This is a genomic window from Erysipelatoclostridium sp. MSK.7.34 (assembly GCF_019041935.1).
GTDB classification, from domain to species: Bacteria; Bacillota_I; Bacilli_A; order Erysipelotrichales; family Coprobacillaceae; genus Thomasclavelia; species Thomasclavelia ramosa.
Genome location: NZ_JAHPYJ010000001.1, coordinates 80,169 through 102,410, shown reverse-complemented (window position 1 = coordinate 102,410; position 22,242 = coordinate 80,169). Strand labels below are relative to the sequence as shown.

Sequence of the window (22,242 nt, the reverse complement as noted above, 5' to 3'; positions counted from 1 at the left end):
ACTTGATGATTATATCATCATTACTCTAAAAAATAAATATTAAAAAACTATTTTTCTGAAATAATTTGACTAGCACTGAAGAATAACTGACTAGGTAAGTATAAAATCCAAATCAAAATTCTAAATACAGCAGGGACCGGTAGATTGATATTAGTAAGTGCAACAAAAAAATCACAACATAATAAAAGAAAAATTGCTATAAATAAATAATATTGATGTTTTGATTGATAACGTGATTTAAAACTGTAATAAAGATTGTGTAAACTTAGTAATGCATAATTTGACGCTAAAGCAATAAGAGGATTAACAGGCCATAAGAGTATTGCGACAAAAGGAAAAAAAGTATATTGATCTAAAAGCTTCATATAGTTGCTTTGAACAATGATAAAGCATAGTACTCCAGCAAGCTGATTATTAGTGAAAAGTAAAAAGTAGTCAGCAATGCAGGTGAATAGACTTGCTAGAAGAGCTGTTTTATTTACAGATTTAACGAGTAGGTAAAGAAAATTATTAAAAATAGTTAGATATTTAATCAAGCAGCTATCTATATTATTGAAATCAAGATAAACAAAAATAAAACCTAAAAAAAGATTAAATAGATAAAACATATTTTATCACCAGTTGAATTATTAACTAATGATGATGAATTTAACAGAATTTCTCTACTAATTACTTAGAATATGGTAAAATATCCTAAATGTTATAAAGAGAAAGTAGGTGTAATTATGTATGGTAAGTCTTAGTGCTAAAGCAGTATGTATCATTGATTGTCATAATAAACTAGTCTACATGAATGATTTTTATCAAAATTTATTTAATGAAGAAAAAATTGGTTATAAAACAAAACTAGGGGATGCTGTAATAAATGAGATAAATAAAGTATCTTATCATACAATTCAAAAGACAGATTTTAAAGTTATCAAAGAGGACTTTATAATCAATGATCAAGCCAGCTATATTTATACACTTGAAAGAGTAAATATTAATTCTGTAAGTCCTGTATTAGAATCAGCATTATATGATGAATTAGTAGAAATTAATCTTACAAGAGATACTTATAATATTTTATTTTATCGTAAAGATAAATATATTATTCCAGCATTATCAGGTAGTTTTAGTAAGCAAATCAGAGAAATCGCTCAGAAAATTATTCATCCACATGATCAAAATGATTTTTTGCAGTTATTTAATAAAATGAAAAATAATCATGGGGATTTTAAGCCAGTTATGGGAAGGTTTAGGAGACTTTTAAATAATGGTGAATACAGTTGGATCAATGGTATTTTGATTGCAATAAGTAAAGGACAATTTAGTGATACTGTTTACATGTGCCTTTTTCAAGATGGGGGATTAACTCCGATAAATGTTGAAAGTACAAACTATAAGGAATATGATCAAACAACCGGTTTATTAAATGAGCATAGTTTTTTGAAAGCGGCAAGATTTTTATTAGAAGAAGGAGATAATGATAACTATTGTTTGATTGCGATAGATATTGAGCATTTTAAATTATTTAATGACTGGTACGGTCGTCAAATGGGAAATAAAATATTAGGGCAAATTGGCCTAGAATTACAAAAGATACAAAATGAATTTAAAACAGTAGCAGGATATTTTGGTGGTGATGATTTTGTTGTCATTATGCCAAATGAACGACCATTGATTGATAAATTATTGACTGATTTAATCGCCCATATAAAAGTAGTAACTGTTAATCCAGGTTTCTTTCCAAAATTTGGAATTTATATTGTAATTGATGGTGAATACGTTGCAGCAATGTATGATCGGGCTTTAATCGCTTTAAGTTCAATAAAAGAAAATTATACAAAACAAATTGCTTACTATGACAGCAATATAAGACAAGATTTTGAATATAGCCAAAGTATTTTAATGGATACCCAACAAGCCCTTTATAACCATGAATTTATGGTATATTTCCAACCAAAATGTAATATGTTGAATGGAAAAATTGTAGGTGTTGAAGCATTAGTGCGATGGAATCATCCAACCAAGGGAATAATTTCACCAGGGGATTTTGTTTTTATTTTAGAAAAAAATGGATTTATTGTAAATTTGGATTTATTTGTCTGGCAAGAAACTTGCCGTTTGTTGAGTAATTGGCTTGATCAAGGAAATCAAGGTGTACCAGTATCCGTTAATGTTTCTAGAACAGATATTTATGCAATTGATGTAGTAAAAACATTTAAAGAACTCGTAGCTGAATATAAACTACCTGTAAATTTAATTGAAATTGAGATTACTGAGAGCTCATATGCGAGTGATTATGAAATTATTTCAAAAGTGGTAGATGATTTTAGACTAGCTGGATTTACTGTACTAATGGATGATTTTGGAAGTGGTTATTCTTCATTGAATATGCTTAAAGATGTAAATGTTGATATTTTAAAAATTGATATGAAATTTCTCGAATTACGTGAAGACAGTATTGGGCGTGGGATTGGAATTTTAGAGGCAATTGTAAAAATGGCTAAATTGATGGGTTTACGAGTAATCGCAGAAGGTGTGGAGACAAAACAGCAAATTGATTTGTTGAATGAATTAGGCTGTATCTATGGTCAAGGATATTATTTTTATCCTCCTTTATCAGTTCAGGAATTTGAAGCTATTATCAGTAATTCTGACTTTGTTGATTATCGAGGGATAATGTTAAAGCAGGTTGATCAAGTTAGATTACAAGATATTTTTATTAATGATATATCAAGTGAAGCAATGTTAAATAATATTTTAGGCGGGATTGCTTTTTATCAAGTTTCAGAGGATAAAATATCGATAATTAAAGTAAATGATATTTTTTATCATATTACTAAAATTAATCCAGCGGATTTTGAAAATATTCGAGATAGAATAATTGAATTTGTACATCCGGATGATCAAAATGAATTTATTAGTTTATTTGATCAAGCTTATCAAAACCCAATAAGTGGTAGTGAAGCTACGATTCGTTATTATTCATTAAAAGGAAAAGTTTCATGGATAAGTTTAAGAGTTTTTTTCTTACGAAAACAAGATAAAAGTCTGATTTTTTATGGTGCTATGAACGATGTTACAAAAAATAATTTGCAAGAACAAGAGCTTAAAGCATCAAAACAAACAATCAATCAATTGTTAGGTTTTCCTGAAGATACGGCTGTAGAAGATTATTTAAATTATCAAGATAGTCAAACAGCAGTTTCGATGTTTTCAAAAGTAGTTCCTGCGGGAATTTTAGGATGTTATCGTACCAAGGAATTGCCGATTTATTTTATTAATCGGGAAATGTTGAGTCTACTTAACCTTACTACAATGGAAGAGTTTAATCTTTTTTGTAAAGGGCAAATTATTAACATTATTCATCCTGAAGATCATCAAACAGTATATGCAGCCATTGGATTAGAAGAAGATGAAGGATTTGAATATACCGTTCGATATCGAATTATGAAAAAAGATCAGACTTGGCTTTGGGTTCAAGAAAAAGGGCGAATCGTTAAAGCTAAAGACGGACTATTAGCTTATATCTGCGCGATTGTAGATATTAATGAAACAATGTCATCAAAAATCGAGTTAGAAAAAATTAATCAACAGTTAATAAAACAAAAACAACAACTTTCATTTTTAAATGAATGTACGTTAGGTGGATATTTTCATTGTAAAAACAACAGCCAATTAGAATTTGACTATCTTAGTGAAAGTTTTTTAAATATTGTTGGTTTTAGCCAAGTGGAAATTATTACTAGCTATAACAATCAATTAGTACAATTGATTCATCCTGATGATCGTCATAAGATTACTGATAAATTAACAGGTAAGAGTACATCGATTAATTTGATGTATCGAATTAATAGTAGTACAGGATATATGTGGGTAACTAATCAATTAGAACTTGTTGCTCATCAAGGAAACCTGATTTGGCGTGGAATCGTTATTAATATAACCGAACGTGTAGAACTAAAAAATCATCTGGAGGCAGTAGTAAATAATTCGCCTGGAGATATTTTTATGATGACACCTAATCATATTGAATTTTTTAGCAGTAATTTATCAACATCGTTAGGTTATTGTAAAGAAGAATATTGTCAGCTGACAAAGCGGAGCTATGATTTAATTGATAAACGTGATATTGATTACGTTAATGAAGCATTTGAGGCAGCCTATAGGGAAAAAAGACCATTAGATGTTATCTATCGTGTTCAACATAAAAATGGGAGTATTGCTTATATTCAAATGATTGCAAGTTATTATGAAGACAAGGCTGGAAGACCATATTTTTATGGTGACTTTATTAATATTACCGAGGTAGTAAATGCACGAAAAAATAATCAGTTAGTTATTGATAATACTATGACCGTAGTCTTTTTAATTCGTTTGAGAGATGCTCCTCCAAATTTTGAAAATCCAGAAATAAATATGATTTCAATCGGTATTTTAGAAAAATATGGATATACAAAACAATCGTGTATCGAAGCAATGAAAAAAGGTGGAAACTGCGGATTGATCAATAAAAATGATTATGCAGCAATTAAAGATGACTATATCAAAGCGGTAGATAATAAAGAAGATTACAATGCGATTTATCGATTTGAATTGGAACAAACAACATTGTGGATGGATTCCAAAACAAAATATTTAAATACTGAAAATGGTTATCGAACATATTTGTGTGTATTAAATGATGTAACATCAATGAAACAAAAAGAAGAGGAGATTTGGCTGTCATCACAAATTCTTGATCGCGTTATAAAAATGGCAAATCTAAATATTTGGCAGTATGATTATCAAACAAAGCAGCTGATTTTAATGAATTTAGAGAGAGATAGTTTTATTTATCAAATATTAGATCTTCCAAGGAATGAAGATATTATTATTGATAATTATTTAAATAAAATCAATAATATTGAAGTAATGAATGAACAAACTAAAGAAAAAATAAGGGAACAGCTGATTGCTCAAACAGTACAGAATAAATTTAGTTATGAATTACCGCTTACGCTTAATAGTAAAATTATTTGGATCAAAGTAGTCGGAGAAACTATTTATGATTACGGTGACCGTCCTTTGAAATTAGTAGGTTATTTTAAAGATGTTACTCTTGAGAAATCATCATTTCAAAAATATTTAGAAAATGCTAAAACATTAGAAGCATTACAAGAAAAATCTTTTTATGAGTTGTCAATTAATTTAAGTCAAAATCGAATTATTAATACTAATATACAGGAGGATGATTTAAGTTTTATAAACAGCAGTTATAGCAGCTATATCAATAGCATAACTGAAAAGATTATTCAAAAAGAATATCAGGATAAAGTTAAAGAAGTCTTAGGATTAGAGGCAATTCTCACTCGCTATCAACAAGGTACTACAACTAATTCTGTGGTGTATAAACGATATGTTGATGGTGAGTATTATTGGATGGAGGCAACTTATCATATTCTTGATCTGCAGGAAAATAAAGATATTTTTTGCTATTTATATGTCATTGATATTGATAAACAAAAACGGCAAGAATTGGCTTTGAAAAATAAAGCAGAACATGATGGTTTGACAGGATTATATAATCGGTCTAAAGCTATTAATGAAATCAATCAGATCTTGCTTAGTAACGAAATGACGTGCGGAGCATTATTGATGCTGGATATGAATGATTTTAAAGAAATTAATGATAATTACGGTCATGCTATTGGTGATAAAATAATTACTAAAACTGCTAAACGATTAAAAGAGATGTTTAGAAATGATGATATCTTGTGTCGACTCGGAGGCGATGAATTTATGATTCTATGTCGCAATATCGATGAAATATCAATCCGAATGAAATTAGAAGATGTCACAAGACAAATGAAAATACCATATTTGATTGAGGAGTACCAAATTATGGCTCCATTATCGATTGGGTTTGTGATGATCCCTTTGTATGGTACGACATTCAATAATCTTTATAAAAAGGCCGATATTGCTTTATACAAAGCTAAGCAGGATGGTTTGGCTAGTTATCGGATGTATCATGATGATATGAATAAAAAAGCTCTTTAGTAAATCTAAGAGCTTTTTGTTGTTTTAGCATTAGTGGGAATCCCACTTACAGCTTCAATATTGATGGAGTAGTGATGCTTATCTTTAGTAAAACTGATGTTATAGTAGATATTGCTACTGTCATTATCTAACTCAATGTTTAAGTTACTAATATCTGATTCAGTGAAATTAAAATAATTTAAGCTAATTGTTTTAGCTTCATCACTACTGATGATCTTATCATAATCATTGAGAGGAGAAAATTCTTTAACTAAGATTTCTTTATTCTCAATTGTTCCATCATGAATATCAATTTCATATTCATAAGTGTAATTATCATCTTCAAACAAATAGTGATATCCATTTTGATCTTTACCTTGAATCGTAAAAGTAATATTTGCTTCACTGACTTCAGCGTCATTCAATGCGATTTTTTTAGCTTTATCTTCAGCAATTGTTTTATTAGAACAGCCGGTTACTCCAATTAGTGATGTCACAACAGTGATGAGTAATATTTTCTTCATAGCAATCTCCTTTAGCATATGTTATCACATTTAAAAAAAGATGATAATAGTTATGACGTTTTTTATCAAAATTTGTTAGAATATACTAAAGTAGGTGAGAGAATGAAACATATATTTATTATTAAACCTGATCAAAATAATAAGAATATTGAAGCGATGATCGTTAAAGTGATGCAGGGATATCGTTATGAGATTAAATATACACATTATCCACGCCATGCAACTCTCTTAGCTAAAAGTTATAGTGGATGCAATTACCGAATTTACGCAGTAGGTGGTGATGGAATGATTCATGAAATAGTTCAGGGACTTGTGGGGAGTGATAATGAACTGGTAGTTATTCCAACAGGAACAGGAAATGATTTTGTCCGTACGATTGCTGATGAAAATGATCCAGAAAAGTTATTAAAGAAATCATTATCGTTAGCGGCATCAGAAATTGATTTGATTAAAGCTAATGATATTTATTGTATTAATGTTTTATGCTGTGCTTTTGATAGCGATATTGCAAATAATGTTCATAAATATAGTCAAATAAAATATCTTCCTCGTTCTTTGCAATATGCCAGTGTATTAGTTCGGCGAATAACTCAGTATTGTTTGTTTCCAACCGCTTTATTCCAAGATGGTAAAAAATTTTATGAAGGGAATTTAATCGTCGGGGCTTTTTGTAATGGAAAATATTTTGGAGGTGGTTTTAAAATCGGTAAAGAAGCTCAAATTGATGACGGAATGATTGATATTAATCTTGTTTCAAGTCTTCACAAACGATACATACCTTATTATTTAACATTACTATTAGCGGGCAAACTTGAACAAGGGAAGCTCTATTATCATCAAAAATTACCTTATTTAACATTAAAAACAAGACAGCAGGTCAATATTGATGGTGAAACATATCCGTCTGGAACTTATAATCTTAAAATTGTTAAGAATTCGTTAAAGATTGTTTTATATCGACAAAAAGATTGACTTTCGAATGAGTAGAGGATAATATTATGGTTAATAAAAGGGAGTAGCTAACACAATGTGTTTACGATTTCGTCAATACGATGGTTTTAAATCATCCGGAACGTAATGAAATAGCGAGACTTTTATTGCATTTTAAGTATGCAATAAAGGGCTCGCTTTTATTGTGTTGAGAAAAGGAGAAAATGAATGAAAGAATACTACAATGAGGCCAAGACGGAGGTCCGCAAAAGAGTAAATGGTTCATTAAAGCCACTAACTAATGAACAAGTTAAAGCTAACCAAGAAAAGTATGGTTTAAATGAGTTAATTGAAACTAAAGGAAAGAGTATACCTGTAATTTTCTTAGAACAATTTAAAGATTTTTTAGTAATTATTCTAATTTTTGCAGCTATTATTTCTGGAGTATTAGGTGATATCGAAAGTACGCTGGTTATTTTAATCGTTATTACGATTAATGCTATTTTGGGAACTATTCAAACAGTCAAAGCAGAACAATCATTAAATAGTTTAAAAGAATTATCTTCACCAAGTGCTAAAGTCTTACGAGATGGAAAAGTTATTGAAATTCCCAGTAAAGAAGTAACGATCGGTGATGAGGTTTATTTAGAAGCCGGTGATTTTATTCCTGCAGATGGACGTATTTTAGAAAATGCTAGTATGAAGGTGGATGAAAGTGCTTTGACTGGTGAAAGTGTTGCCGTTGAAAAAAGCTCTGATCTAATCACTGGAGAAGTTGCTTTAGGTGATCGCACAAATATGGTTTATTCCGGGAGTTTTGTTACCTATGGACGTGGTAATTTTTTAGTAACAGGAATTGGAATGGAAACTGAAGTAGGAAAAATTGCACAATTATTGAAATCTACTTCTGAAAAGAAGACACCACTTCAAGTTAATCTGGATAATTTTGGAAAAAAACTATCAATTATAATAATGGTTTTCTGTGCATTGTTATTTGGTATTAATATCCTTCAAGGTGGTAATGTTGGAGATGCCTTTATGTTTGCTGTCGCACTAGCTGTTGCTGCAATTCCTGAGGCATTAAGTTCAATTGTAACAATCGTTTTATCTTTTGGAACTCAAAAGATGGCTCGAGAAGGAGCAATTATTCGTAAATTACAAGCAGTTGAGGGATTGGGCAGTGTTTCTATTATCTGCTCTGATAAAACTGGAACATTGACCCAAAACAAGATGACTGTTGAAGATTACTATATTGAAGGAAAACGAATTGATGCTAGTGAGATTGATCCAAGTATTCCTTTGCATAAAGATTTGATGCGTTTAAGTATCTTATGTAATGATTCATCAAATGTTGATGGTCAAGAAATCGGAGATCCAACAGAAACGGCATTAATTAATTTAAGCGCTCATTTAGGAGTACCAGCAAGTCGTGTTCGGGCAGTATATCCACGTTTAAGTGAAATTCCTTTTGACAGTGATCGAAAAATGATGTCAACCCTTCATTTATTAAAAGATGGGTACACGATGATTACAAAAGGGGCAGTTGATGTTTTGATCGAACGGATTAAATATATTCGTAAAAATAATCAAATCGTACCAATAACGGCACAAGATAGAGAAGATATTTTAGCGATGAATATGGAATTCTCACAAAATGGATTACGTGTTCTAGCGATAACTTATAAAAAATTAACTGCTGAAAAAAGTTTAGATTATGATGATGAAAATGATTTGATTTTCTTAGGTCTGATTTCGATGATGGATCCCCCACGAGTTGAAAGTGCACCAGCAGTAACAGAATGTCTCCAAGCGGGAATCACTCCAATTATGATTACCGGAGATCACAAGATTACTGCAGCTGCGATTGCGAAAAGAATTGGAATCTTAACAGATATTTCACAAGCTGTTGAAGGTAGTGAAATTGATGGTTTAAGTGATGAAGAACTAAAAACATATGTTGAAGATAAGCGAGTTTATGCGCGAGTTTCACCGGAACATAAAATAAGGATCGTTCGTGCTTGGCAAGAAAAGGGTAATATTGTAGCGATGACAGGTGATGGTGTTAACGATGCACCAGCTTTAAAGCAAGCAGATATTGGAGTGGCAATGGGAATTACCGGAAGTGAAGTTTCTAAAGATGCAGCTGCAATGGTCTTAACTGACGATAATTTTGCAACAATCATTAAAGCGGTTGAAAATGGGCGAAATGTTTATGCTAATATCAAAGATGCAATTCAGTTTTTATTATCAGGTAACTTTGGTGGAATATTAGCAGTTTTGTATGCTTCGATAATGGCTCTGCCAGTACCGTTTGCTCCAGTACACTTGTTATTTATTAACTTATTGACTGATAGTTTGCCAGCGATTGCACTAGGGCTAGAACCTCATAATGCAGGTGTTATGAAAGAAAAACCACGGCCAATGAATGAATCTATTTTAACAAAACCATTTTTAGCAAGTGTTGGAATTGAAGGTTTTGTTATTGCTGTAATGACGATGGTTGGATTTATGATCGGTTATCAAGAAAGTGCATTACTTGCTAGTACAATGGCATTTGGAACATTATGTCTTTCAAGACTAGTCCATGGTTATAACTGTAAATCTAAATCACCAGTATTATTTAAAAAATCATTTTTTAATAATAAATATTTGCAAGGTGCATTTTTAGTCGGCTTTATTTTAATTACACTTGTTTTAACAATGCCGCTTTTACAATCAATGTTTAAAGTTCAAACATTAAATATTGAACAATTAATGATAGTATATGGTCTTGCTTTAGCAAATTTACCAGTTATTCAATTTATTAAATATCTTAGAAATCGCTAAAGTTATATAAATAATGCGTTGGATATATTGACTAAGTAGTTATAAGGATAGAAAATAAGTAAATTTTCTATCCTTTTTCTTTTTTCAAAGACTTATTTATACTATAATAGAACTAAATGAGGTGAAGTAAAGTGGAAGTAGCTTTAAAAACAGATTCACGAGCAGTTAAACCAGGTGATACATTTATTGCCATCCCAAACGTAGCGCGTGATGGACATGATTATATTGAACAAGCAATTGCCAACGGTGCGACAAAAATTATTGCAGAACATGGAAGTTACAAGGTTGAAACAATAATCGTAGAAAGCACTCGTGAATATTTAAAAACATATTTATATGAAAATTATTATCCATTGATTAAAGATATAAAATTAATTGGATTAACAGGAACTAACGGTAAAACGACAACCTGTTTAATGACCTATCAGATTTTAAAAATGTTGAAAAAGAATGTTGCTTATATGGGAACAATCGGATTTTATTATGGTGATGTGAAAAAGCCGATGGTAAATACTACTCCTGATGTCGATGTGCTTTATAATATGTTATTAGAAGCTAAGGAAAATGGTGTAGAGTATTTTGTCATGGAAGTAAGTTCTCATGCCCTTGATAAAGATCGGATTCATGGTTTAGAATTTGATGAGGTGGCTTTTACAAATTTAACTCAAGATCATCTGGACTATCATAAAACATTAGAAAATTATGCTAATGCTAAAAGGATTCTATTTACTAAGACTAGAAATGATAAGATTGCTATTATTAATGGTGATGATGAACATTACCAGCATTTTGTTTTAGAATCAAACAATAATATCATTATTGGTCAACATGATAGTGATGTTAAAATTTTAGAAATGAGCTTTTCACATTTAGGAACAATATTTAAATTTGAATATTTAAATCATGAATATCAAGCTAGATTAAATATGGTGGGGCGATATAATATTTATAATTATTTAATTGCTCTATTATTAGTAAACAAGTTAGGTGTAAAAATCGAAGATATACTTGCTTTAAACGATAAATTAAAGGCACCAGCAGGAAGAATGGAATTGCTTAAATATGGAACAAATAGTATTTTTGTTGATTATGCTCATACTCCCGATGCGGTGATCAATGTATTAAAAAGTGCTGAAGAGTTTAAAAATGGTCGTATTATTACCATTATTGGTTGTGGTGGTGATCGTGATGCAACTAAACGTCCAATTATGGGAAAAGCAGCGTTAGAACATAGTGATTATGTAATTTTTACAAGTGATAATCCGCGCAGTGAAGATCCTCAAATGATCTTAGATGATATTACTAATGGACTTTCTGGAAGTAATTTTGAAATAGAAGTTGATCGCCAAAAGGCAATTATTAAAGGGATGCAACAATTAAAGCATAATGATATTTTAATGATTCTTGGAAAAGGACATGAGGATTATCAGATTACTAAAACAGGGAAACATCATTTTAGTGATCAAGAAGAAGTGATGAAATATATAACTAAACAGGGGACGCTTTAAGCGTCCTTTATCTCATAAGGAGGTTAAAATGAAACAGATAGAAATGCAAGATTTGACTATTCCTCCAATTGCTATTGGCACTTGGGCTTGGGGAAAAGGACCATTTGGGAGTAAATTTATTTTTGGTGTTAGTCATGGAATTGAAGAATTAAAGCCCATATATCATTATGCAGTAAAAAATGGGCTAACGCTTTTTGATACAGCGCCTGTTTATAGTTTAGGGTCATCTGAAAAAATAATTGGGGATCTATCTAACGGTGAAGATATTCTTATTTCAACTAAGTTTATGCCGACATCTTGGCTGCCGCGTAAATCAATGTCTTGGACACTTAATTCTAGTCTGAGTCGATTGAAAAGAGCAGATACTGATATTTATTGGATTCATCGACCTGCCAATGTAACTAAATGGGCTAAAGAAATTATTCCATTAATGAAGGCTAATAAAATTCGATATTGTGGAATCTCAAATCATAATTTGAAACAAATCAAAGAAGTAGAGCTAATTTTAAAGAATGCAGGTCTTAAATTAGCGGCAATTCAAAATCATTTTAGTTTATTATATCGTAACAGTGAAGAAAATGGGATTATGAAATATTGTGAAGAACAAGGAATTACTTTTTTTGCTTACATGGTTTTAGAACAAGGGGCATTAACTGGATATTACAATTATAATCATCCCTTTCCTAAACGGACAAGACGTGCCAGGGCTTTTAGTAAGCAACGTTTAAAACAGATTGAACCATTGATTCTAGAAATGAAAAATATTGGATTAAAATATAATGTCGGTGTTGCTGAAATTGCTATTGCTTATGCTCTGGCAAAAAATACTGTTCCAATTATTGGGGTAACGAAAGTTAAGCATATTGATAGTGCTTTGGCTGCTTTAAAAATAACTATGAGTGAAGAAGACATTCATAAACTAGAATATTTTAGTAATAATTTTCAATTAAAAATCAAAGGATTTTGGGAGAAGAAAATGTAATGATAGTGGTACGAGTAATGACAATTAAAGATTACGACGATGTGTATGAGCTTTGGATGAATACCAAAGGAATGGGAATGAGAAATCTTGATGATAGTCGTAGTGGAATTGCTAAATTTCTTGAACGCAATCCGACAACAAACTTTATTGCGAGTGATGGTAATAAAATTGTTGGGGTGATCCTTGCTGGTAATGATGGGCGCCGTGCTTATATTTATCATACAACTGTGCGAAGTGATTATCGTGGTCAGGGAATTGCGACGCAGCTAGTAAAAGAATGTTTGTCAGCGGTTAAAGCTGAGGGAATTAATAAGACTGCTTTAGTTGTTTTTGCGGACAATCAGCTAGGTAATGATTTTTGGCAGAGTCAAGGATTTAAGGAGCGTGAGGACTTAACTTATCGTGATTTTAGTTTAAATGAGGAGAATATTTGATGAGGATCCAGCAGGTAGATATAACAGAGGTTTTTTTTCAAACAAAGGATTATACTCAAGGAATGTATGATTCGATTGTTCGAATTGGACTGTCATTTCCGGTAAAAGTAAGTTTAGAACAAGGGAAATTTTATTGTCAAGATGGTCATAAACGGTTAAGTGCAATTGCAAGTATGGAAAAATTAGAAGTATATAAAAAACGTCGAAAAATAAATATTATTGTTATTAATAATGGTAATAGTCGTTCTAATGATTGCTGGAGAGGCAGAAATATGCATTAATTAGGATTAAATATGGAAAATTGGGAATAATATTGATGATCAAGAATTATTGTATTAGTTGCTTTTTAAAACGCTTAATGATAAAATAAGTATATATAAAAGGGAGTAGTTAGCCATTAGGTTTACGATGCCGTCAACTCGATATTATTTTATATCCGTATCGTAATTAAACAACGAGACTTTTATTGTATGCAAATACGATATAGTCTCGTTTTTTGCATAATGTTTTAGAAAAAGGAGAGATATTTATGTATTACAATCGTGAGATTAAAGAGTTAGCCCAGGAATTTTCAACTGATTTAAAAAGTGGCTTAACTGAACAGCAAGTCACAGAGAATTTGGCAAAATATGGTCCAAATGAATTAGAACAGACTAAAAAACAATCTATTATAGTTCGATTCTTTTTGCAGTTCAAAGATGCGTTAACGATTATTTTAATTATTGCTGCAGTTGTCAGCATTATTGTTGAACCAACTGAATGGATCGATAGTGCAATCATTGTTTTTGTGGTAGTAGTTAATGCAATTTTAGGCTTAGTTCAGGAAAATAATGCAGAAAGAGCACTAGAGGCTTTGCAAAAAATGGCGAGTCCTAAAGCTAAGGTTATTCGTGAGGGTAATATTATTACGATCAATGCCAGTCAAGTCGTACCAGGGGATCTGTTAGTGCTTGAAGCGGGTGACTGTATTGCAAGTGATGGGCGATTAGTGGAATGTTTTAACCTTAAAGTTGATGAGAGTGCACTAACTGGTGAAAGTGTTCCTGTCGAAAAAATCAGCTCGATTCTTGATAAAGAAGAGATCCCGTTAGCAGAACGAAATAATATGGTTTATGCTTCTTGTAATGTTACATATGGACGGGGAATCGCAATTGTTACCACGACTGGTGAAGAAAATGAAGTTGGAAAGATTGCAACGATGATTCAGCAGACTAAGCGTGAAAATACACCGCTTCAAGATCAATTGGATCAAATTGGAAGAACAATAGGAGTTATTTGTATTATTATTTGTATCGTTGTTTTTGGAATGGAACTGTTGGAAGGTCTCTCAATTCTTGAGGCTTTTAAAACATCAATTGCATTGGCAGTTGCAGCAATTCCTGAAGGGTTGGCAACTGTTGTTACTGTAGTTCTTGCCTTGAGTGTTCAGCGAATGGTTAAAAAGAATGCAATTGTTAAAAGTTTACCAGCAGTTGAAACATTAGGCAGTACCTCAATAGTATGCTCAGATAAGACGGGGACTTTGACTCAAAATAAAATGACAGTTGTAAAAACATATCTTTATAATCGCAAAATTGAATTATTAGAAACTTGTAGTGAAGAGACTAATCAATTATTGAATTATTTTACTTTGTGTAGTGATGGTAGTATTTCTACTGTTGCAGGAAAGGAAGTTGCAGTTGGTGATCCTACGGAAACTGCTCTTGTTAAAGCTAGTTTAGAAAAAGGATTTACCAAAGATGGTTTAGCCGAATTATATCCTCGATTTAATGAGCTGGCCTTTGATTCTGAGCGTAAAATGATGACAGTTTTTGTTAAACATGAAGATAAGATTATTTCGATTACTAAAGGGGGACCTGATGTTATTTTTGCGCGATGCAATAATTTAGACATTGATGAGGTTAGCGTAGTTAATGAAACAATGTCAAATGAAGCACTGAGGGTTTTAGCTTTAGGAATTAGATATTGGGATGAAGAACCACAAGAATTCACCAGTGAAATGATTGAAAATAATTTAACTTTTATTGGGATGGTTGGAATGATTGATCCCCCACGTGAAGAAGCTAAACAGGCAGTGGCAGAAGCTAAATCAGCTGGGGTCAGAACGATTATGATTACCGGTGACCATGTTATTACCGCAAGTGCAATTGCTCGAAGTCTTGGAATTTTAGAATCTGGTCAAAAAGCAATCATGGGAAGTGAGTTGGCAAAAATGTCAGATCAAGAACTAGCTGAGCATATTGAAGAGTATTCTGTTTATGCACGAGTTGCACCAGAACATAAAGTACGAATTGTTAATGCTTGGAAATCCAAAGGTAAAGTAGTAGCTATGACCGGTGATGGAGTTAATGATTCACCAGCTTTGAAAGCAGCGGATATTGGTTGCGCGATGGGAATAACTGGAACTGATGTTGCAAAAGGTGCTGCAAGCATGATTTTGACAGATGATAATTTTGCGACAATTATTACATCAATTCGTGAAGGTCGCGGTATTTTTGATAATATCAAAAAAGATGTTCAATTCTTATTATCAAGTAATATAGGTGAAGTATTGACAATTTTTGGAGCTTCGTTGATCTCATTGTTAACACCACATAATTTTGGGGTGCCATTGTTACCGATCCATTTGTTATGGGTGAATCTAATTACTGATAGTTTACCAGCATTTGCATTAGGAATGGAACCAACTGAACCAACAGTAATGCATCGTAAACCACGCCAAAAAGATGAAGGATTTTTCTCGCATGGTTTAGGTTTTACTATTGCTTGGCAAGGATTAATGATCGGAACGCTAACGTTGATTGCTTATGCAATAGGCAATAACCAAGATCATACAGTTGGGATGACAATGGCTTTTATTACTTTATGTGGTTGTCAGTTAGTGCATTCTTTTAATGTTAAAAGTAGTGCTTCGATTTTAAATCGAACACTATTTAATAATCCTTATTTATGGGGAGCATTAGCAGCAGGGTTATTGTTACAAGTGATTATTTTAGCAATTCCTGAATTAAGTGCGATTTTTAAATTGCAACCATTAAACATTGTTCAATGGGGAATTTGTGTAGGACTTTGTTTATCAACTACTGTGATTTGTGAACTTGTAAAATTTTTTGATAGACGAAAAAATAATCCATCTTAAGATGGATTATTTTATTATCTTATTAAGTAGTTCTACTGCTTCCATAGCATCTTTAGAATAATAATCAGCATTAATTTCTTTAGCATAATCAGCAGTAAGAACAGCACCACCTACAAAAATAGGGCATATATTATCGATTTGTTTTAATAGTTCGATAGTTTTTGCCATTGAAACTACGGTGGTAGTCATTAATGCACTTAAACCGATTGCCTTAGGATGATGCGTATGGAAAGCTTCAACAACAGTTTCTGGTGGAACATCTTTACCTAAATCGATTACCTTATAGCCATAGCTCTCCAATACTACTTTAACAATATTTTTTCCAATATCATGAATATCTCCATGAACTGTTGCCATAATGATTGGTCCTTTTGTAGCAGCAGTATCTTTAAAAGTATCTTTAATTATCCCGAAAGCAATTTTTGATGTTTCAGCAGATTGAATCAATTGAGGTAAAAAGATTATATTTTTTTCATACTGTTTACCAACGGTATCTAAAGCAGGAATGAGAATATTATTAATTATTTCTAAACCAGGTGTTGTTTTCAATAATTCTTTTGTAGCATTAGTAACTTCATCTTTTAAACCATGAAGAACAATATCATTTAAAGTAAATGTTGAAGTGTCCTTTTTTGTTATGGTTTCTTGATTGGCACGACGTTCAATATATACTGCAGCATCATGATCATAGTTGTATAATACGTTAAAAGCATCGATTGTAGCCATTAATTCTTGATCCATTGGATTAATGATTGGGAGATCTAGACCAGCTGACATAGCCATAGCTAAGAAAGTTTTGTTTAATAAAGGACGATTTGGCAGTCCAAAAGAGACATTACTTACTCCTAAAACAGTATGAACACCTAATTCTTTGACCATTGCAACTGCTTTGACCGTTTCCATAACTTCTTTTTGCTGAGCAGAAACAGTTAAAACTAAACAATCAATAATAATATTTTCTTTGGTAATACCATAAGAAGCTGCCTTATTTATTATTTTTTTAGCAATCTTATAGCGGTCTTTAGCAAGAGGAGGAATACCATTTTCATCTAACGTCAATCCAATGACAACCCCGCCGTATTTTTTTACGATTGGGAAAATTGCATCCATCGTTTCATCTTTACCATTTACAGAATTAATCAAGGGTTTACCATTATAATAACGGCAAGCTTGTTCAATTGCTCCAGGAACAGAACTATCAATTTGTAGTGGTAAAGAAATTACCTCTTGAAGTAACTTGATCACATGTTTCATAGTCGCAACTTCATTAATACCGGGAAGACCAACATTAACGTCAAGAACATGGGCTCCAGCTTGATCTTGTTTGATTGCTTCTACAACTAATTCATCATATCGTTCTTCTTTTAATGCTAATTTTAATTTCTTTTTACCGGTAGGGTTTAGTCGTTCCCCACAAACTACAACATGATGCCCAAATTCAACAGTTTTCGTTCCGCTAGAAACCCGAGTGGCTCGTTTTGGGGTAATTTTCTTACGAACAGGTAAATTATTTTTTAGTGAAGCGATAAAGTCGGGTGTTGTACCACAACATCCACCGATAATTGCTACCCCATTTTTTACGTGTTTTAAGCTTTCTTGAACAAACGTTTCTTTATCCATATTGTAACAGGTTTTACCTTCAACAAGGCAAGGAAGGCCAGCATTTGGCTGGAGCAGTACAGGGATTGTAGCTGCGGCTAAGATTTGGTCAATGATGGGGGTTAATTCAATTGGTCCTAATGAACAATTTACGCCTAAAACATCAACATTTAACCCTTCTAAGACATTGACCATAGTTAAAGGATCACAGCCAGAAAGTGTTCGCAGATTACTTTCATATGTCATGGTAACAAATACAGGAAGATCACTATTTTCTTTAACAGCTAAAATTCCAGCTTTTACTTCATAAATATCAGTCATTGTTTCTAATAATACAGCATCAACTTTATCTTTAGCGATAATAACTTGTTTTTTAATAATTTCATATGCCTCATCAAAAGTTAGAGTACCCATTGGTTCAAGAAGCTGACCAATGGGACCAATATCTAAAACAATATAACTATCGTTTTGACGGTCAGCTGTCTTACGAGCAATAGTCGCATTATCAATTGCAGCATTGATTATTTCTTCATAAGAATATGGAGCCTCTGCCATTTTTAGAGGATTTGCCCCAAAAGTATTAGTCGTAATAAAATCAGCACCAGCATTTAAATAATTTAAGTGAATTGTTTGAATTAGTTTGGGGTCAGTAATATTTAAACATTCTGGAATATCACCAGCTTTAAGTCCAGCATCTTGAAGTTGCGTCCCCATCGCACCATCAAAAACCAAAATATCATTTTTTAATCTTTCTTGTAACATCTTTGTCCTCTTTTCCGATACATACAATTTTCTTTATTAACACATGAAAAGCAATGTTTAGTCAATTTTTCATCTCCAAGACCAATTAGTCCGATCATTGATTTTTGCGGTAGCAGCAGATTACTTTCTTGAACAGTCAAACCAATATGTTTGCTGCAATTTAATGCGTTAGCAAGATTTTTGTTTAATTCGAGTGGAACATTACCATATCCCGGACAAAAACGGAAGGTCCGTTTACCAAAATTTTGCTTTGCTTCATATTCATCACATTTAATTTCAATATAACTACTAGCTAAGGCATCCATCACAGTCATTTTCGTTAAATTTATTTTTGAATAATAACGTAACTGTTGATCTAGCTGTAACCCCAAAGTACAGGCAATTATAACGATTCTATCGCAACTGTCAAATAAATCAATTAAATCGGGATAGTTAATCGTTAAGTTTAATTCTTTTATAGTTAAGGGATGATGAGTTAAGGTGTATATTTGATACATGAATTTGGGTGTTACTTGTTCTAATTCTTTAAGACATTCATTTAAAAGAATTTCAGTATTAGAATCTACTTGATTATCTAAATAGCCCAAATATTTTAAAGCATTTTCTTTAATCATTTTTAAACTCAGCTAAAATATTACTAGTTCGTTTTAAAATTTCATGTACAGTCTCCGGTTTATTCATTGTATAAAGATGAATTCCATCTACTCCATTAGTGATCAAATCAATAATTTGATTTGTCGCATAGTTCATCCCAACTTCTTTCATTGCTTGAGGATTGCTTTTGAAACGCTCAATTGAGGCTGATAAATTATAAGGAATATTACAACCACTTAATTTAGCAATATTTAATAACGACTTTGAATTTGTTGCAGGCATTATTCCTGCAATAATCGGAACATTGATTCCTCTAATTCGAGCTTCTCTAACCAAACGATAATAATAGTTGTTATCAAAGAAAATTTGTGTAATTAAATATTCTGCTCCAGCATCAACCTTTTTCTTTAAAGCGATTAAATCTTCTTCCAATGACGCTGCTTCTTGGTGTACCTCGGGATAACATGCACCACTTAAACAAAAAGTATCAGGATAATTTTTACTAATAAAATCATTTAATTCACTAGCATATTTATAATAGTGCGGAGCCTTCATCGGATCGTATCCTCTTGGATAATCTCCACGTAAAGCTAAGACATTTTCAATATTGTTAGCTTTTAATGAATCTAGAACGCGAATTAACTGTTCTGGTGTCGCATCAATACAACTTAAATGTGCAACTGCTTCAATACTATATTCGTTTTTGATTTTAGATGCAATTTCTACCGTGTTTTCAGTTGTTGACCCCCCAGCCCCATATGTAACTGAAATAAAGTCAGGTTTAAGTTTTGCTAATTCATCAATTGTTTGATAGATTGAGCTTATATCCCCATCGTGATTTTTAGGGGGAAAGATTTCAAACGACAAAGTTGGTCGCCGGTGTAATAAATCAATAATTTTCATGTGTAGTCTCTCCTTAAATAAATTACGTTAATTATAAGAAAAACAAGAGGTCTAGTCAACTAAAACCCCTTGTTACTCACTTTCAATATAATAGTTATCAATGATTCCTTGAACGATATTTGTTAATTGATTAGACAATGATGATAAAGCCATGATGCTAATCAACCTTTGGTTATCATTATCAATATCTAAATTAAAATTTTCAACTGTTTTCAATACTAATGGTTTTAATTGATCGCTTTGAAACTTTTTTATTTCAATAAATTGATCATAAATATTTTCTAACGATTCATCATTAGCATAAACAGGAGCCAAAACTTGTTTTATCTCTTGAATAGTAATCGTGTTTTTCAAGTTATAAACAAGAAGCATTCCAATGATTTGCTCTTTTGTATATTTCTTTCCTTTTACTGGTTTAATTACTCCGGCTTTAGAATAATTGTTGATCATTGTTTTGGTAAGTAATTTATCATCAACAAAGCGTTTATTGTCTTGAAGATGGTCATCAAACAAAGTCATAATCTGATCCATATATAGATCTAATGATGGAATATCTTTTGTGGTTAAATCGCTTTTATTTACAACTTTATCAATTATTTCTGATAATTCTAATTGATTCATAAAATCACCTCATGGATATTTTATAATATTTGAGTTAATGTTTCAAGATATGGTTGACATATCTTACAATAATGATATCATAAATACATAATATAGTTATTAAAACTACTTAAGGAGGTTGAGATATGAGATTTTTTAAAAAAGCGATGGATCCAGTTAGTAGTGAAACGCATTTTATTGGTGCTGTTTTATCATTGGCAACACTAGTTATGATGATGATTATTGCTATTATTGAAGGGTCAGATCACTTAACTATAATTGGAATTATTGTTTTTGGACTATCGTCAATTGCCTTGTATAGTGCCAGTTGTCTTTATCACTATTATAACGCGAATGAAGATAATAAAATTAAGCTGATTTTACGAAAACTAGATCATTCGATGATTTATGTACTGATTGCTGGTACGTATACTCCTATTTGTTTGTCATATTTAGAGTATCCGCATAGTATTTATTTTTTGGCAGTAATATGGGCAATTGCTTGTGTTGGTATTATCATTAAATTATTTTGGATGAATGCACCGAGATTTATTTCTACTATTTTTTATTTATTAATGGGATGGGCACTGATTTTTGATTTACCCGCATTTAGTAAGGTTCCGCTTGGTTGCTTGGGATTAATTGCCTGTGGTGGCATTAGTTATACAATTGGGGCAATCGTCTATATTGTGAAGAAGCCAAATTGGTTTAAAACATTTGGTTTTCACGAATTGTTCCATATATTTGTAATGATTGGCTCTGCTTTTCATTTTTTGGCAGTCATCATTTATATTTTATTGTAAAGGACAAATTTAATTTGTTCTTTTTTTATAAAGTGACATCTAGTATTTACAGTGGTAGAATTAGAGTGATATAACAAGGGGATTAGGAGCAGTAAAAGTTTAAAATAATGATCATTATTTTAAAGGGAGGAGAAATGAAATGGTGAATTGTAGGATTGAATCAATGTATTTATGTGTCAATGATATGGATAGGGCAGTTAGTTTTTATGAACAGTTTTTTGAACAAAGAGTGACAAAAAAAGATGAAATATATAGTATTTTTGATATTAATGGTTTCCGTCTTGGTTTATTTGCTTATAAAAAAATGAATGAAGAACATATATTTGGCAGTAATTGTTTACCTAGTATTGAGTTTCTTAATAAAGAAGTTTTAAAAGCAAAAATCAGCTCTTATAAATTATGTTTTCCATTAACTCCAATAGATACTAATTGGGTTGTAGAAATAATTGATTCTGAAGGTAATCATATTGAATTGACTGCGCCAATAGAAATAGTAAAAGAAAGCTAGATGAATAATTATTTCATTGAAGCGTTAAAAGTAATTGAAACCAGTATTGATAATTGTAGTAAGATGCAATCTGAATTTAGGATTGAAACAGCTCAAGTAACATTATTAAAAATATAATTCAAAC

The 22,242-nt window shown here is 31.6% G+C and carries 16 protein-coding genes; 10 read left to right on the top strand and 6 right to left on the bottom strand.

The window, feature by feature from the left end; translation table 11 throughout:
- Nucleotides 1-47: 47 nt before the first annotated feature.
- Nucleotides 48-608: a hypothetical protein gene (locus KTF99_RS00505; protein ID WP_009300140.1), complete on the bottom strand. Its 561-nt coding sequence runs from the start codon at nt 606-608 to the stop codon at nt 48-50.
- A 121-nt stretch (nt 609-729) separates the two neighbouring features.
- Here KTF99_RS00505 and KTF99_RS00500 point away from each other — a divergent pair, with 121 nt between their 5' ends.
- Nucleotides 730-6,027, top strand: coding sequence for an EAL domain-containing protein (locus tag KTF99_RS00500; RefSeq protein ID WP_029480350.1), 5,298 nt, complete (start codon nt 730-732; stop codon nt 6,025-6,027).
- Between the two features lie 5 nt (nt 6,028-6,032).
- Here the strand turns inward: KTF99_RS00500 and KTF99_RS00495 are convergent, their stop codons facing one another.
- Complete coding sequence (locus tag KTF99_RS00495; RefSeq protein WP_034558831.1) at nt 6,033-6,530, bottom strand: PepSY domain-containing protein; 498 nt, start codon at nt 6,528-6,530, stop codon at nt 6,033-6,035.
- A 102-nt stretch (nt 6,531-6,632) separates the two neighbouring features.
- On the opposite strand from KTF99_RS00495, the gene KTF99_RS00490 reads away from it, so the two are divergent.
- The 7 genes from KTF99_RS00490 (at nt 6,633) to KTF99_RS00460 (ending at nt 16,349) form a co-directional block, all read left to right on the top strand.
- The gene (locus tag KTF99_RS00490; protein ID WP_224209014.1) at nt 6,633-7,502 is read left to right on the top strand and encodes a diacylglycerol/lipid kinase family protein; all 870 of its coding nucleotides are present in this window, start codon (nt 6,633-6,635) and stop codon (nt 7,500-7,502) included.
- A gap of 186 nt (nt 7,503-7,688) precedes the next feature.
- On the top strand, nt 7,689-10,286 hold the full coding sequence (locus tag KTF99_RS00485) for a cation-translocating P-type ATPase (RefSeq protein ID WP_217215392.1): 2,598 nt from the start codon (nt 7,689-7,691) through the stop codon (nt 10,284-10,286).
- Nucleotides 10,287-10,417: 131 nt separating this feature from the next.
- Nucleotides 10,418-11,794, top strand: coding sequence for a UDP-N-acetylmuramoyl-L-alanyl-D-glutamate--2,6-diaminopimelate ligase (locus tag KTF99_RS00480; RefSeq protein ID WP_003536630.1), 1,377 nt, complete (start codon nt 10,418-10,420; stop codon nt 11,792-11,794).
- A 28-nt stretch (nt 11,795-11,822) separates the two neighbouring features.
- Complete coding sequence (locus KTF99_RS00475) at nt 11,823-12,776, top strand: aldo/keto reductase (RefSeq protein WP_008791462.1); 954 nt, start codon at nt 11,823-11,825, stop codon at nt 12,774-12,776.
- Nucleotides 12,776-13,210, top strand: a complete 435-nt coding sequence (locus KTF99_RS00470) for a GNAT family N-acetyltransferase (protein ID WP_008791463.1) — start codon at nt 12,776-12,778, stop codon at nt 13,208-13,210. Before KTF99_RS00475 ends, KTF99_RS00470 begins: the two co-directional genes overlap by 1 nt.
- The gene (locus tag KTF99_RS00465; RefSeq protein WP_008791464.1) at nt 13,210-13,491 is read left to right on the top strand and encodes a hypothetical protein; all 282 of its coding nucleotides are present in this window, start codon (nt 13,210-13,212) and stop codon (nt 13,489-13,491) included. The genes KTF99_RS00470 and KTF99_RS00465 overlap by 1 nt, the downstream gene beginning before the upstream one ends.
- Nucleotides 13,492-13,739: 248 nt before the next feature.
- On the top strand, nt 13,740-16,349 hold the full coding sequence (locus KTF99_RS00460; RefSeq protein ID WP_008791465.1) for a cation-translocating P-type ATPase: 2,610 nt from the start codon (nt 13,740-13,742) through the stop codon (nt 16,347-16,349).
- 6 nt (nt 16,350-16,355) lie between these two features.
- Here the strand turns inward: KTF99_RS00460 and KTF99_RS00455 are convergent, their stop codons facing one another.
- From KTF99_RS00455 to KTF99_RS00440, 4 genes are all read right to left on the bottom strand, one after another.
- Complete coding sequence (locus tag KTF99_RS00455; RefSeq protein ID WP_029480344.1) at nt 16,356-18,710, bottom strand: homocysteine S-methyltransferase family protein; 2,355 nt, start codon at nt 18,708-18,710, stop codon at nt 16,356-16,358.
- Nucleotides 18,692-19,324 (bottom strand): hypothetical protein, encoded by a 633-nt coding sequence (locus KTF99_RS00450; RefSeq protein WP_008791467.1) that lies wholly within the window; start codon nt 19,322-19,324, stop codon nt 18,692-18,694. The genes KTF99_RS00455 and KTF99_RS00450 overlap by 19 nt, the downstream gene beginning before the upstream one ends.
- Nucleotides 19,317-20,207 carry a methylenetetrahydrofolate reductase [NAD(P)H] gene (gene metF, locus KTF99_RS00445; RefSeq protein WP_003536641.1) on the bottom strand — a complete coding sequence of 297 codons (891 nt, stop codon included), beginning with the start codon at nt 20,205-20,207 and terminating at the stop codon, nt 19,317-19,319. Before metF ends, KTF99_RS00450 begins: the two co-directional genes overlap by 8 nt.
- Nucleotides 20,208-20,279: 72 nt before the next feature.
- Entirely contained in the window at nt 20,280-20,828 is a 549-nt protein-coding gene (locus KTF99_RS00440; protein ID WP_003536643.1) for a DUF1836 domain-containing protein, read from the bottom strand.
- Nucleotides 20,829-20,953: 125 nt separating this feature from the next.
- Here KTF99_RS00440 and trhA point away from each other — a divergent pair, with 125 nt between their 5' ends.
- Nucleotides 20,954-21,610 carry a PAQR family membrane homeostasis protein TrhA gene (gene trhA / locus KTF99_RS00435; protein WP_003536645.1) on the top strand — a complete coding sequence of 219 codons (657 nt, stop codon included), beginning with the start codon at nt 20,954-20,956 and terminating at the stop codon, nt 21,608-21,610.
- Nucleotides 21,611-21,749: 139 nt separating this feature from the next.
- Nucleotides 21,750-22,118, top strand: a complete 369-nt coding sequence (locus KTF99_RS00430; protein ID WP_217215391.1) for a VOC family protein — start codon at nt 21,750-21,752, stop codon at nt 22,116-22,118.
- Nucleotides 22,119-22,242: the final 124 nt, after the last annotated feature.